Here is a 13,240-nt window from a genome sequence, read left to right as displayed (position 1 = left end):
CAAGGACCCGACCGCGCGGCCGGAACTGACGGACGTCCAGCGCATGCTCCAGGAACTGCCGGCGGCATGGCCCCCGCGACCCAGGCGTCAGACCGCGGCCCGGAGCCCGGCCACCGCCCTCACCTCCGCCCCCGCCGCCCCCTCTTCGGCCGGTACCGGCACCGGAACCACCGGCACCGGAACCACCGGCACCGGCGGGCGGCGCCGCACCCGGATGCTGCTCACCGGCCTCGGCGCGGCCCTGGCCGTCGCGGCTCTCGGCATCGTCGGCATGGCGGCCCTCGCGTCCGGTCCCGACACCGCCACCGCCTCCGGGACGGCCACCGCGTCCCCCGCCCGCGCCGCGGTGCTGCCCGACGGCTGGCGGCCGTGGCAGAAGCAGCTGCGGTACGACACGAAGGGCGTCCCCCTCGACTACCAGAGCCCCGGCTGCGTGACCGCGGGAACCGCCCTCTTCTGCGGCGGTACGGGCTTCACGGCCGCCCGGATCGACGCCGCGTCCGGCCGCACCCTGTGGCGGGCCGGTACCCGCCCGGAGGGGGTACGGCCGATCGGCGTCCGCGACGGGCTGGTCTACATGTACGAGGAACCGGACGACACGAGCAGACGCGTGGTGGCCCTCGACGCCGGCACCGGGAAGCGGCGCTGGCAACGCGACATCAGCATCCGAGGAGGCGGTCCTGTACGACGGCGGACTGCTGACGCTGTCCGCCGACCACTCGGCGTTCGTGGCCTACGGCGCTTCCGGCGGACAGCTGTGGCAGGCGCCCGCGCTGGACGAGTACTGCACGCCGTTCGCGCCGGGCGGGGTCCCCTATGCCCTGTGCTCGAAGGGCACCGAGCCCGACCAGGCCCCCGTCGACCTGATGCGGCTCGGCCCCGGCAGCCTGACCGAGACCGCGACCCTGCCCGAGAAGGCGCGGGCGCTGGGCGCCGTCGGCGGACAGCCTCTGTTCCTGGCCCCCCAGACGGCGAAGGACGTGTACGAATCCGGGTACGAACGGCCGTACAACGCGCTGCTGCGGGTGGCCTCGGGAACGGGGCAGGTCAGCCGGATACCGCTGGCGCATCCGCTGACCGGCGCGGCCACCCTGGTGGACGGTGTCGTCTACTTCGTCCGTTCCGACGGGCTGGTCACCGCGGTCTCGGCGGACAGCGGCAGACAGCTCTGGCAGAAGGTGACGGACGTGGAGAGCCTGTCCGCGCCCGCGGTGTCCACGACGTACGGGCGGGTCTACTTCGCCAACCGCTTCGGCCGCCTGCTGGCACTGGACAGCCGTACCGGAGCGGAGGTCTGGCGCACCTCCGCACTGGACGACCCCGGTGACAAGGCGCAGGGCGACCCCCCGACCGTGCTGCTCGTCGGGGACGCGATCGTGGCGACGGCCGGCGACACCGCCTTCTCCCGGAGCCCGGACGGCCCCGCCGGCTGACCGGCCCGGCACGGTTCGCCGGTGCCGTCAGTGTTCGTGCGGGCCGGGGCGGTGGACCGGGCCGTGGGCGTCGTCGCAGTGCTCGGCCGGTTCGGCCGGCGCCGTCGAGGGGGCGGTGATCTGGAGCAGTTCCGCGCCGTCCGCGTCCTCGCCCAGGTGGTCGACCTGGAGGGTGGCGTGGGTGATGCCGTGCCGGTCGCGCAGCAGGTGCTGGAGGGTGCGGCGGACGGCGTGGCAGTCGCCACCCGGCTCGACCAGGACGTGGGCGGAGAGGGCGGGCTCACCGGAGGTGATGGTCCACACGTGCAGGTCGTGGATCTCGACGACCTGCGACTGCCCGGCGAGCTGGTCGCCGATCGAGTCGGGGTCGAGGCCGGCCGGGGCGGCCTCCAGGAAGATCCGGCCGGAGTCGCGGACCAGGCCGTAGCCGGCCTTGAACATCAGGGCGACCACGACGAGCGTGGCGATGGCGTCGGCGCGGGCGAAGCCGGTGAGGACGACGATCAGCGCGGCGATCGCGGTGCCGATGAAGGCGAACAGGTCGTTGAGGATGTGCTGGTAGGCGCCCTCGACGTTCAGGGAGCTCCGGTTGGCCCTGGAGATGCACCAGGTGGCGGCCACGTTGACGACGATGCCGGTGAGCGCGGTGGCCAGCATCAGGCCGCCCTCCACCTGGGGCGGGCTGATCAGCCGTCGTACCGCCTCGTAGGCCAGCCAGGTCCCGAGCAGCAGCAGGGTGAGGCCGTTGGCCTGGGCGGAGAGGATCTCGGCGCGTTTGAGGCCGTAGGTGAAGCCGCCGCGGGCGGGGCGGGCGGACAGCCGCATCGCCACGAGGGCGAGCACGATGGACGCGGCGTCGGTGAGCATGTGCGCCGCGTCCGAGATCAGCGCCAGGGAGCTGGCGACGACACCGACGACGACCTCGGCGGCCATGAACACCGTGATCAGGGTGAGGGCGATGGCCAGCCAGCGGCGGTCGGCGTCCGCCGAGACACCGTGGGAGTGCCCGGCGTGCCCGCCCGCGCCGTGACCGTGTGCCTGGCCGGCATGTCCGTGCTCGTGCTCGTGCTCGTGAGCGCCCATGGCGTCCGCCTTCCCCCTCGTGCCGGGTGTCAGGCTCGCAGTGAAACGCATGGCCACCGCTATCGCCAAAGGCTGCACCGGTGACCGTTGTCATCTCCGATAGTACGGCTCTGACCTGCGGTGTTCCGCGCGGGACGGCGGGGTGCCGGGAGACCTCCGGGGGTGACGGTTCCCAGGCGTGGGCCGGCGCACCGGTGCTGTGCGGGCCGCGGTCCGGACGGACGGGACCGCCTCGGCGTCGCACGGGCGGCGGTGGTTCTTACCGTCTTCTTGACCTGGGGTCACCCGCTATTGCACAGCTGTGACGGTGGCCGCACAGCACCGTCACCGGCCGCGGAAAGACTTCTCCCATCGCAGCGTCGACCACGTTCTGGGGGAACCCCGATGTCCGCTCGTCACCGCCGGAGCACCGCGGCCGTCACCACCGCGGCCGCCGCCGCCCTGCTCACCCTGTGCTGCACCGCCGCCACCGCGACGGCCGCCTCGTCCACCCAGCGGGTCACCGTGCCCAGGGGACTCACCATCAGCGACGGCACCCGCCACGTCTGGGTCGGCGGGAGGTCGATCGACTTCGGCACCACCGTCCGAGACCTGGCCTGGAACCCCAGCGGCAGCAGGGCCGCCTTCGTCGACGGACACGGGAACCTGGTCGTCTCCGACCCCGACGGCAGCCACCGCGTCACCGTCGCCGTCAACCCCGGCGGCCAGACCTGGTCCCACCCCACCTGGCAGGTGACCGCCGCCGACCGGGCGAACCAGATCCCCGCGAAGAACAACCTCATCTTCTCGGCCAGGGTCCACGGCCACACCGTCCTGGAGAGCGTGAAGGCAACCGCGAGTCACGGCAGGCCGGCGAAGATCAGCCTGAACGGCGACCCGGGAGACGGGGCCGTCCCGCAGACGGACAACACCTGGCCGAACGTCGGCGGCGGCTACGGCACGGCCGTCTACGAGAACACCCGCAACGGCGAGGTCTACATCCGCGACGACTACCTGCGGCAGCAGGGCGGCGCGCTGACCAAGGGCTCCGAGCCCGACCTCGCCCCCGACGACGAGGAGGTCGTGTTCGTCCGCTCCGTCCACGGGCACGACCACCTCTTCGTCGACGACTTCGGCGGCTCCACCGCCACCGTCAAGGACGTCACCCCCGGCGCCACCACCGACTGCACCGAGCCCACCTGGTCGCCGAACGGCAAAACCATCGCCTTCCGCACCCCGGCCGGCACGTACACCATCACGAAGACCGCCCACGGCTTCGGCAGGCCCGTCAAGGTCACCGGGCACACCGGTCTGCCCGCCTACCGCGGCTGACCGCCCCCGCCCGGCCTGCCGCCGGACCGGGCCAGTTCGGCCCGGAGTTCCGGCAGATGCTGGTCGGCCGTGTCGTGCGGCAGGTACTCGACCACGTCGAGGAAGCGGAACAGCACCCGGGTCCTGGTGACGGCGAACTCGTAGTCGCCGAAGCCCACCACGGCACCCAGGGCACCCCGGACGGCACCCCGGACGACATGAGCGGTCATGTCGTCCGGGGTCTCCGCCGTCAGCCCCCGCCGCGCGTTCGGGCGCGCCAGGTACGGGCAGACCATCGAGGCGTAGAGCATGCACGCGCGGTGCCCCGGAGCCTCCAGGGTGGCCGCCGTGTTGCGGTACGGCCGCCCGGCCGCGAGCGCGTCACGGATCGCGTCGCTCTCCGCGGCACCGACCACCCGCCACACCGGTCCTCTCGGCATCAGCGTGTCGCAGACCGAACACAGCCGCCCGCGCGCGCACTCGGCGCTGCGCCCGTAGTCGGTGAGCGCGAACCGGGGTTCGTCGTCCTCCCACGGGGTGATGGCGGGCACCGGATAGCCACGGCTGTCGCGTGGCCTGGCCTCGACGGCCGCGGGCATGGGAACGGAATCGAATCGCACACCCCATGGTGGCCGTCGCGGCCCCCGCGAGTCGATCCCGGTGCGGGGACCCGGTCCGACGAGCCGGCGCAAAGGCTCCGGCATACCCTGATCGAGGGGATGCGTTCGGGTGACTCGCACACCGGAAGGGGCACCCCGATGGACGACTACCCGCTCATCGAGAACCACGGACTGATCGGTGACCTACAGACCGCCGCGCTGGTGACCACCGAGGGCGCGATCGACTGGTTCTGCGCCCCGCGGTTCGACTCGCCGAGTGTGTTCGGGGCGCTCCTCGACAAGGAGAACGGCGGCCACTGCACGGTCCGCCCGGCCCACCCCACGCATGCGACCAAGCAGCTGTACCTGCCCGACACGGCGGTCCTGGTGACCCGGTTCATGACCGAGGCGGGCGCCGGCGAGGTGGTCGACTTCATGCCGGTCACCGGTACGACGGCCACCCGCAGGCACCGGCTGGTCCGGCTGGTCCGCTGTGTGCGGGGCACCATGACCTTCGACGTGGAGGTGGCCCCGCGGTTCGACTACGGGCTGATGAAACACGAGGTGCACCTCACCCCGCACGGTGCGGTGTTCGTCGCGGAGGACGGTACGGAACTCACCGTGCACCCCATCCGGGAGCCGGAGGACGAACGGCTCTCGGACGTGCTGACGCACCGGGACGCCGACCTCCAGGTGTCGCTGACCCTGCGGGCCGGCGAGCAGCGCGGCCTGGTCCTGGAGATCGGCGCCGACGGTCCGCCCCGGGAGGTCCGCCGGGACGAACACGAGCGGCTCTTCGCCGAGACGGTGGGGTTCTGGCGCTCCTGGCTGGCGCAGTCGACCTACACGGGGCGCTGGCGCGAGGTCGTGGAGCGGTCCGCGATCACCCTGAAGCTGATGACCTTCGCCCCCAGCGGCGCCCTGGTGGCCGCCCCGACGGCGGCCCTCCCGGAGCAGCTGGGCGGCGAACGCAACTGGGACTACCGCTTCACCTGGATCCGGGACGCCTCGTTCTCCGTGTACGCCCTGCTGGGACTGGGTTTCACGGAGGAGGCCAGGGCGTTCATCATCTGGCTGGGCGACCGGGTCAGGGAGCGGGCCGGCGGGCAGGGGAACACGGGCCCGCTGAACATCATGTACAAGGTCGACGGCTCCTCCGACCTGAACGAGCGGATCCTCGACCACTGGGAGGGGTACGCGGGTTCCGCCCCGGTCCGGATCGGCAACGGTGCCGCCACCCAGCTCCAGCTCGACATCTACGGCGAGGCGCTGGACAGCATCTACTTCGCGCACCAGCACGGCTTCACGGTCGGGCACGGGGGCTGGACCTCGCTGCGGACGGATCTGGAGTGGCTCGCCGACAACTGGGACCAGGCTGAGGAGGGCATCTGGGAGACCCGCGGCGGCCGCCAGGACTTCACGTACGGGCGGGTGATGTCGTGGGTGGCGTTCGACCGCGCGCTGCGGCTCGCCGAGGACTCGGGGTGGCCTTCCAGCGCCGACCGCTGGAAGGCCGAACGGGACGCCGTCTACGAGCAGGTCATGGCCAGGGGCTGGAGCGAGGACCGGCAGGCCTTCGTCCAGCACTACGGCAGCGAGGTGCTGGACTCCTCGCTGCTGCGCATGGCGACGGTCGGGTTCCTCACCCCCGGGGACCCGATGTGGGCCTCGACCCTGGACGCCATGGAGCAGGAACTGGTCAGCGACAGCCTGGTCTACCGGTACAACCCCGGTGCCTCGCCCGACGGCCTGCGCGGCTCGGAGGGCACCTTCTCGCTGTGCACGTTCATGTACGTCGACGCCCTGGCGCGCGCCGGCCGGACCGACCGGGCGCGGCTGACGTTCGAGAAGATGATGGGCTACGCCAACCACCTGGGCCTGTACTCGGAGGAGATCGACCCGACGGGCCGCCAACTCGGCAATTTCCCGCAGGCGTTCACCCACCTCGCCCTGATCGACTCGGCGATCACCCTCAACGATGCCCTGGACGCCCGCTGAGCACGCCGAGCGAAGTCGGCTCCGGTCCGGCAGCGCGCCCCTACCGGGGCGTTGTCGGCGGCCCCTGGCGGAGGTCCGTGTCGGTGAGGCCCTCCAGTTCGCCGTGGGTGTCGAGCCAGTACAGGAAGGCCACCGCGGGGACGACGAGGACGACGGCGACGAGCGTGACCAGCGCCAGCCAGCGCAGGGTGGTGGGGGCGCCCGCGCCCTCGGAGACGGTCAGCGAGGTCGGGACGAGGTAGGGGCGCTGCGCCATGCCCCAGGCGATGACCGACGCGGCGACCACACCGACCGCCGTGACCCGCGACCAGGCACCCGAAGGGCGGGTCAGCAGCCATGCGGTGGTGAGGGTGGCCAGCGCCGCCACGATCACGAAGAGGAGACCGACGCCGTGGGTGAGGCCGTGCCACACGTGGTGCGCGTCCCCGTGGGTGACGAACAGGGTGACGACGGCGAGGACGGCGACGGCGGCGAGGGCGCCGAAGGCCCGCCGGCGGAAGTAGCGGTCCAGGTCGGGCGCGTCGAAACGGCGGGCGTCCGCGGCGAGGAAGACGGCGCCGAGCATCGCGGTGGTGGCGATGGCCAGCAGGCCGAACAGCAGCGAGGTGAGATTGGCCCAGGCGTCCGTGGAGGCCGTGGTCGTGGCGGTCACCCGGCCCGAGGCCACCCCGCCGGCGGCGGCACCGAGGAAGAACGGCGTCAGCAGGGAGGAGACCGCGAACACCGCCCCGTACAGGCGGCGCCCGGCCAGCCGCCGGACGGGCCTGCGCAGGGCGAAGCCGGCGCCGCGCAGCACGATGCCGACGGCGGCCAGCGCCAGCGGCAGCCACATGGTGACGAAGACCTGCTGGAAGAAGACGGGGAAGCCGGTCCACATGATCACCAGCACGAAGATCAGCCAGACGTTGTTGACCTCCCAGACCGGCTCCATCGCGTGGTCGATCAGCCACCGCGGCCGGCTGCCGCGCTCGGCGCCGCCCGCGGTCAGGTCCCAGAAACCGGCGCCGTAGTCGGTGCCGCCGCCGCTCGCGTAGGCGGCGATCACCAGCAGCAGGACGACGGCGACGACCCCGGCGATCACAGCCGGCTCCCGGCGGAGCGCGGACCGTACGGCGTGTCCGTCTCCGGGAGTTCCGGCTGCGGGGTCTCCTCGGGCGGTCGCGGTCCGCCCCGCGCGTCGGCGAGCCGCCAGCGGGTGCGCATCTTCAGCAGGACCGCGAGGAACGACCCGAAGACGAAGACGTACACGACGACGACCACCGCGAACATGATCCACAGGCTGGTGGAGCGGGTCGCCGTCACCGCTTCGGCGACCCGCATGTTCTGGTAGACGATCCACGGCTGGCGGCCCACCTCGGTGGTGATCCAGCCGCATTCGACGGCGGCCACGGAGGCCACGCCCGCGCACGCCGCGGCGCGGAAGAACCACGGCGATACGGGCAGCCGGCGGCGCCAGAGCCACAGGACGCCGTACCAGAGGGCGAGCAGGAGCAGCAGGGAGCCGATCCCGACCATGGTGTCGAAGGCGAAGTGGGCGATGGTGGCCTGGGTGGCCGTCGGCCGGTCGTCGGCCGGGACCGAGGTGAGTCCGGTGACCTGGGTGTCGGGGCGGAAGCCGGCCAGGACGGAGTCGAGCTGCGGGATCCTGATGCCGCCGGAGACGGTGCCGTCCGGGTGCAGCCGGCCGAACAGGTACTCCGGCTGGTGGGTGGCGGTCTTCCAGACGATCTCCATGCCGGCGAACTTCACCGGCTGCTTGTGGAAGACCTGCCGGGCGATGGAGTCGCCGAGCATGAACTGCACCGGCGTGCACACCGCGGCGAGCGTGAAGGGGATCGTGAAGCCGAGCCGGTGGTAGCGGTCGCGGCGGCCGCGCAGCCACCCGACGGCGTAGACGCCGGCCACGACGTAGCCCGCCGTCACGAACATCGCGAAGACGAAGTGCCAGTACTCCGGGCCGAACATGGGGGTGAAGACCGCCTTCCAGATCTTCACGTCGACCGGGTTGCCCGCGGAGTCGAGGGTGAAGCCCCGGGGGGTGTTCATCCACGAGTTGGCGGCCAGGATGCCGAACGCGCCGAGCAGGGCCACCAGCGGCAGGGGAAGCCCGAGCAGGAAGTGGGTCCGGGAGGGCAGCCTGCGCCAGCCGTAGAGGTAGATGGCGATGAGGACGGCCTCCAGGAAGAACGCCCATGCCTCGACACCGAAGCCGATGCCGAACACATCGCCCCACCGGCCCATCATGCCGGGCCACAGCAGCCCGAACTCGAAGGACAGCACCGTGCCGGTGACCACGCCGATCGCGAACTGCACCGCCATCACGGCCGACCACCGCCGGGCGAGCAGCAGGGCGGTGGCGTCGCCGCGGCGCAGGCCGTGGCCGTGCATGACGAGTGTGATCAGCGGCAGCGCCACCCCCAGGGGCACCAGGATGATGTGGGAGGCCAGGGTGAAGGCCATCATGGATCTGGCCGGCAGGGTCTGCGCCGGTACGTCCGCCAGCAGCAGGGCCGTGGTGTGCATGTGTCGTCTCTCCGGGGCCGGCGCAGATGGAGTGGGTCAGCCGCCGGTGGCGAAGCCGGGGAAGAGGGTCATGCCGCCGTCGACGTACAGGGTGGCGCCGACGACGTAGTCCATGAGGTCGGAGGCGAGGCCGACGGCCGCGTAGCCGATGTCCTCGGGGTCGCCGACCCGGTCGTAGGGGATCAGCTTCAGCAGGTCCTGCTCGGCCTGGGGGGTCTCCCAGGCGCCGCGGTTGATGGGGGTCCTGATGGCCCCGGGGGCGATCGCGTTCACCCGGATCTTCTTGGGGGCGAGCTCCTGCGCCAGGGTCTCCATCATCATCTGCACCCCGCCCTTGGAGGAGGCGTAGTTGACGTGCCCGGCCCACGGGATGATCTGGTGCACCGAGCTCATGCAGATGATCTTCCCGGCCGCCCGTGACACCTCGGGCACCACACCGCGCCGCAGGAACTCCTTGGTCGCCTCGCGGGCGCACAGGAACTGCCCGGTGAGGTTGACGTCCAGGACCTTCTGCCACTGGGCCAGGGTCATCTCGGTGAACGGGGCGTCCCGCTGGAGCCCGGCGTTGGCGACCAGGATGTCGATCGTGCCGAACTCCTGGACCATCCGGTCCATCATGGCGACGACCTGCTGTTCGTCGGAGACGTCCGCCTCGTAGGCGGCCGCCTTCACCCCGAGGCCGCTGATCTCGGCGACCACCTTCTCGGCCTCGTCGCCGCCGGCCACGTAGTTGACCACGACATCGGCGCCGGCCCGGCCCAGGGCGAGGGCCGTCGCCTTGCCGATGCCGGAGTTCGCGCCGGTCACGAGCGCCTTCTGGCCCTTCAGCAGGTGTGCGGGGACCACGCTCGCGGGTGCCCCCTCGGTGGAACTCACGATGTTCTGCTCCTCCACTGCGTTCCCGCCTCCGCCGGGCCCGTCGCCCGCAGATCCAGGGCTCAGGGAAACACCGGGAAGGGACGGCGGCACGCGGCCGCGGACCGCGTTGCGCTGCCCGGCGGAGGATGTTCGCCCGGTCGGGGGCCGGGTGCCCGCGCGGGCTCAGCCCAGTCGCTCCAGCAGGTGGTCGCCCACCCGGAGGGCGTTCGCGATGGCCGTCAGGGACGGGTTCACCGCGCCGATGCTCGGGAAGAAGCTGGTGTCGACGACGTAGAGGTTGTCCAGGTCGTGGGCCTTGCAGTGGACGTCCAGGGCGGAGGACGCCGGGTCGGTGCCGAAGCGCACCGTGCCCGCCTGGTGCGCGGTGGCGCCGATCGGCATTCCCTTGTGCAGGTAGATGCTGTGGGACAGCAGCTGGTGCTCGTGCATGCCCAGATGGCCGAGCAGGTGCTGGAGCTTGTGCCGCAGCCGCTTCAGGCCCGCGATGTTGTTGCCCTCGTCGAGGGTGAGGCGGATCTGCCCGTCGTCCTCCAGGGTCACCCGGTTGCTGGGCAGCGGCAGGTCCTCGCCGCACAGCCAGAAGTCGACGGCGTGGTGGGCCAGCACCTCGAACGGCATGTCCGGCATGACCGCCCCGGCCCAGCGCGGGGCCTCGCCGTGGATCTGCTCGGCGTCCGACTTGCCGAGCATCTGGATCCCGCCGAGCGGGTACTCCCAGTCGTCCGCGCCCAGGTACCAGTCGTGCAGGGCGAGCGTCTTCTGGAAGCGGGTGTCGTTGGGCTCCTCCGAAACGGCCATCAGCGCCAGGTTGTTGTGACGCATGTAGTGCCGGCCGACCACGTCGGAGCTGTTCGCCAGGCCGTGCGGGTGCCGGTCGTTCGCCGAAGCCAGCAGCAGGGCGGCCGAGTTGACGGCACCGCAGGCCACCACCACGACGTCGGCGGAGAACCGGGCCTCCCGCTCGCCCGGGAGTTCGGCGACCACGGAGGTGACGCTGCGCCCGGTGGGGTCGGTCTCCAGCCGGGTCACCCGGGTGTCGGTGACCAGGTCCACGTTCGGGTGCTCCAGGGCCGGTTCCACACAGATCACCTGGGCGTCGGACTTGGCGCGCACCAGGCAGGGGAAGCCGTCCACGCGGTCGCAGCGGATGCAGACGCTGGAGCGGGCCGCCCGGCCGTCCTCGTCCTGGGTGAGGTTCACCCCGATCGGCAGGTGGAAGGGGTGCAGCCCCTGCTTCTCCAGGTCCATGCTCAACTGCTCGATGCGCGGCTCGTGTTCGACCGGCGGATACGCGTACTGCGCGCTGCACGGCCCTTCCCAGGGGTCCTCGCCGTGCCGGCCGTGCACCAGGTAGAGGTGCTCGGCCTGGGTGTAGTACGGCTCCAGGTCGTCGTAACCGATGGGCCAGGCCGGGGAGACGCCGTCGTGGTGGCGGAGTTCGCCGAAGTCCTCGGGGCGCAGCCGGAACAGGGCCGCGCCGTAGAACTTGGTGTTCCCGCCGACGTAGTAGTTCACCTCGGGCGGGAACTCCTTGCCGTGCCGGTCCAGCCAGAACTCCGGGGCCCGGTACTTGGCCTTCACGAACACGGCGGTGGAGTCCCAGTTGTCGCGTTCGCGGGGCAGGTAGCCGCCGCGTTCGAGGACGAGCACCCGTTTGCCGGACGGCGCCAGACGGTGGGCCAGGGTGCCGCCGCCGGCACCGGTACCGATGACGATCACGTCGTACGGGGGCAGGGCGTCCATGGCAACCACCGTCCTTGCTCGCCTGGTCCGCGGCCGGTGCGGCTCTCCCTTCCTCCGAACGTACGCGCCGTACCGGGGCGCGGCACCCGGAGCGGGGCCGCGCCCCCGGGGCCGTCACATGACGGCGACCGGGTTCACCGGTGAGCCGGTCGCGGCCGGGAGCCTGAGCGGGGCGACGACGCACAGGAAGTGCCAGCGCCCCTGCTCCTCGCAGACCGGTACCAGTTCCTCGAAGTCCAGCCAGTCCAGCAGGTGCAGCCCCATGGCGTTGACGGCCAGCACGTGCACGGGGAACCCGACCCCGGCGACCGGGCTGGGCGCGGCGTCGCTGTTGCCGTCCGAGCCCAGCGCCGCCACGCCCCGCTCGGCGAGGAAGTCCATCGCCGTCGGATGCAGGCCCGCCCGGTCCCGTGTCACGTCCCAGGGGCCGAGGGTGCGGCGCCGCAGGCGGTGGCCCACCCGCACGAACAGCAGGTCACCCGGTCCGACCGTGGTCTGCTGGGCGGCCTCGGCGGCGGCCAGGTCCCCGGCGGTCACCTGGTCGCCGGGCTCCAGCCAGCGCACCCCGCGCAGCCGCGGGACGTCCAGCAGGACACCACGGCCGACGAGACCGTCCCGCACCAGGTCGAGCGAGAGCGCTCCGGCACCGTCCGGGGTCAGCGTGCTCGACGGGACCCCGCCGTACAGTTCGCCGTCGAAGATCACGTGGCAGAGCGCGTCGAGGTGGCTGTCGACGTCGTTGTGCACGTTCATGGCGAACCGGTCGCGGGCGAACACGAGCCCGGGGGCGCCGGCCTCGTCGTGGGTGGGAGCGATCATCCGGTGGGTGGCGGGCTGCGAACTGTCCGGGGCGGTGCGGGTCTCGACGGGCGCGGCCAGCGACACGGTCCGCCCGCACCGGACTTCGGCGGCCGCCGCGACGACGTGCTCCGGTGTCAGCCGGTCCAGGGCGCCCCGAGGTCCCGCGCCGCCGTCCCGGGCCCGGCTCCGCAGCCGGCGGTACAGGTCGCGGAAGGCCGCTTCGGTCAGGGTCCGCCCGGTCGCGGGCGGCGAGGGTACGGGCGGGTCCGGGGCCACCGGGACACCTCCTGCTCCGGTCGGTGCGTCGACGTTCCTCCCGACACCGAACCACCGGGACGGCCGCGCCACACGCCGGGCGGGGGCGCACTGCGCCGATCGGCGGAACGCCGGACGCGGTGCCCCGGAGTGCGGGTGACGTGCGCGCGGAATAGCCTGAACGCGAGGAATGCCAGCAGGTGCGGGCGGGTCCGGCCGCCCCCGGTCGCGCTGAGCGCGATGCCCCGTTTCTTCCTGCGGAGACCCACGACGCGCCCCGTCACCACCGGGGCGCCGGCTTCCGGGTCCGCAGCTTGCAGACCCCGCGGAGGTCGGGATGCGAGTCGTCGTTGATCTTTCCCGATGTGAAGGGTATGCGCAGTGCGCGTTCCTGGCTCCGGACGCGTTCCGGATGCATGGTGAGGAGGCACTGATGTACGACCCGAACCCCGACGACGCCCAGCGCGAGCGGGTGTTGCGCGCCGCGGCGGCCTGCCCGGTGCAGGCGATCCTGGTCGACCGGCTGGAGGGACGGCCGGCGGGGCGGGACGTACCGGTGGCGGCGTCGACGTCATGACCAGCGCCGACAGCCTGCGTGCGTTCAAGCGCGACGGCCGGATCGTGGTCGTCGGGGCG

At 72.3% G+C, this 13,240-nt stretch carries 12 protein-coding genes and 1 pseudogene; 5 read left to right on the top strand and 8 right to left on the bottom strand.

Annotated elements, in window-relative coordinates; translation table 11 throughout:
- Positions 1 to 87 precede the first annotated feature (87 nt).
- On the bottom strand, positions 88 to 396 hold the full coding sequence (locus tag AAW13_RS47640) for a hypothetical protein (RefSeq protein ID WP_240528696.1): 309 nt from the start codon (positions 394 to 396) through the stop codon (positions 88 to 90).
- On the opposite strand from AAW13_RS47640, the pseudogene AAW13_RS47810 reads away from it, so the two are divergent.
- Positions 347 to 724, top strand: a pseudogene (locus AAW13_RS47810) (outer membrane protein assembly factor BamB family protein); the annotation flags it as partial. The gene AAW13_RS47640 and the pseudogene AAW13_RS47810 sit on opposite strands and share 50 nt — an antisense overlap.
- A gap of 4 nt (positions 725 to 728) precedes the next feature.
- Complete coding sequence (locus tag AAW13_RS47635; protein WP_240528689.1) at positions 729 to 1,433, top strand: outer membrane protein assembly factor BamB family protein; 705 nt, start codon at positions 729 to 731, stop codon at positions 1,431 to 1,433.
- Positions 1,434 to 1,460: 27 nt separating this feature from the next.
- On the opposite strand, the gene AAW13_RS22225 is transcribed toward AAW13_RS47635, so the two are convergent.
- Positions 1,461 to 2,516 (bottom strand): cation diffusion facilitator family transporter, encoded by a 1,056-nt coding sequence (locus AAW13_RS22225; protein ID WP_046726990.1) that lies wholly within the window; start codon positions 2,514 to 2,516, stop codon positions 1,461 to 1,463.
- Between the two features lie 384 nt (positions 2,517 to 2,900).
- Here AAW13_RS22225 and AAW13_RS22220 point away from each other — a divergent pair, with 384 nt between their 5' ends.
- Positions 2,901 to 3,827: a TolB family protein gene (locus AAW13_RS22220; protein ID WP_046726991.1), complete on the top strand. Its 927-nt coding sequence runs from the start codon at positions 2,901 to 2,903 to the stop codon at positions 3,825 to 3,827.
- Here the strand turns inward: AAW13_RS22220 and AAW13_RS22215 are convergent.
- Entirely contained in the window at positions 3,815 to 4,405 is a 591-nt protein-coding gene (locus tag AAW13_RS22215) for a hypothetical protein (protein WP_046726992.1), read from the bottom strand. The genes AAW13_RS22220 and AAW13_RS22215 overlap by 13 nt on opposite strands.
- A gap of 159 nt (positions 4,406 to 4,564) precedes the next feature.
- Between AAW13_RS22215 and AAW13_RS22210 the strand changes: the two genes are divergently transcribed.
- Positions 4,565 to 6,403 (top strand): glycoside hydrolase family 15 protein, encoded by a 1,839-nt coding sequence (locus AAW13_RS22210; protein WP_046726993.1) that lies wholly within the window; start codon positions 4,565 to 4,567, stop codon positions 6,401 to 6,403.
- Between the two features lie 40 nt (positions 6,404 to 6,443).
- On the opposite strand, the gene AAW13_RS22205 is transcribed toward AAW13_RS22210, so the two are convergent.
- The 5 genes from AAW13_RS22205 to AAW13_RS22185 all read right to left on the bottom strand — a co-directional run bounded on the left by AAW13_RS22205 (position 6,444) and on the right by AAW13_RS22185 (position 12,625).
- Complete coding sequence (locus tag AAW13_RS22205) at positions 6,444 to 7,484, bottom strand: cytochrome d ubiquinol oxidase subunit II (RefSeq protein WP_046726994.1); 1,041 nt, start codon at positions 7,482 to 7,484, stop codon at positions 6,444 to 6,446.
- Entirely contained in the window at positions 7,481 to 8,926 is a 1,446-nt protein-coding gene (locus AAW13_RS22200; protein ID WP_046726995.1) for a cytochrome ubiquinol oxidase subunit I, read from the bottom strand. The genes AAW13_RS22205 and AAW13_RS22200 overlap by 4 nt, the downstream gene beginning before the upstream one ends.
- 36 nt (positions 8,927 to 8,962) lie before the next feature.
- Positions 8,963 to 9,802 (bottom strand): SDR family oxidoreductase, encoded by an 840-nt coding sequence (locus tag AAW13_RS22195; protein WP_240528688.1) that lies wholly within the window; start codon positions 9,800 to 9,802, stop codon positions 8,963 to 8,965.
- A gap of 165 nt (positions 9,803 to 9,967) precedes the next feature.
- Positions 9,968 to 11,548, bottom strand: coding sequence for a GMC oxidoreductase (locus AAW13_RS22190; RefSeq protein ID WP_046726996.1), 1,581 nt, complete (start codon positions 11,546 to 11,548; stop codon positions 9,968 to 9,970).
- A gap of 114 nt (positions 11,549 to 11,662) precedes the next feature.
- Positions 11,663 to 12,625 (bottom strand): cyclase family protein, encoded by a 963-nt coding sequence (locus AAW13_RS22185; protein ID WP_240528687.1) that lies wholly within the window; start codon positions 12,623 to 12,625, stop codon positions 11,663 to 11,665.
- Positions 12,626 to 12,941: 316 nt separating this feature from the next.
- On the opposite strand from AAW13_RS22185, the gene AAW13_RS22180 reads away from it, so the two are divergent.
- Positions 12,942 to 13,181, top strand: coding sequence for a ferredoxin (locus AAW13_RS22180; protein WP_071659643.1), 240 nt, complete (start codon positions 12,942 to 12,944; stop codon positions 13,179 to 13,181).
- Positions 13,182 to 13,240 lie beyond the last annotated feature (59 nt).

The organism is Streptomyces humi (assembly GCF_001005085.2).
Lineage (GTDB): Bacteria > Actinomycetota > Actinomycetes > Streptomycetales > Streptomycetaceae > Streptomyces > Streptomyces humi.
The sequence above is the reverse complement of the archived record's forward strand: the minus strand, read 5'-3'. Positions and strand labels throughout refer to the sequence as shown.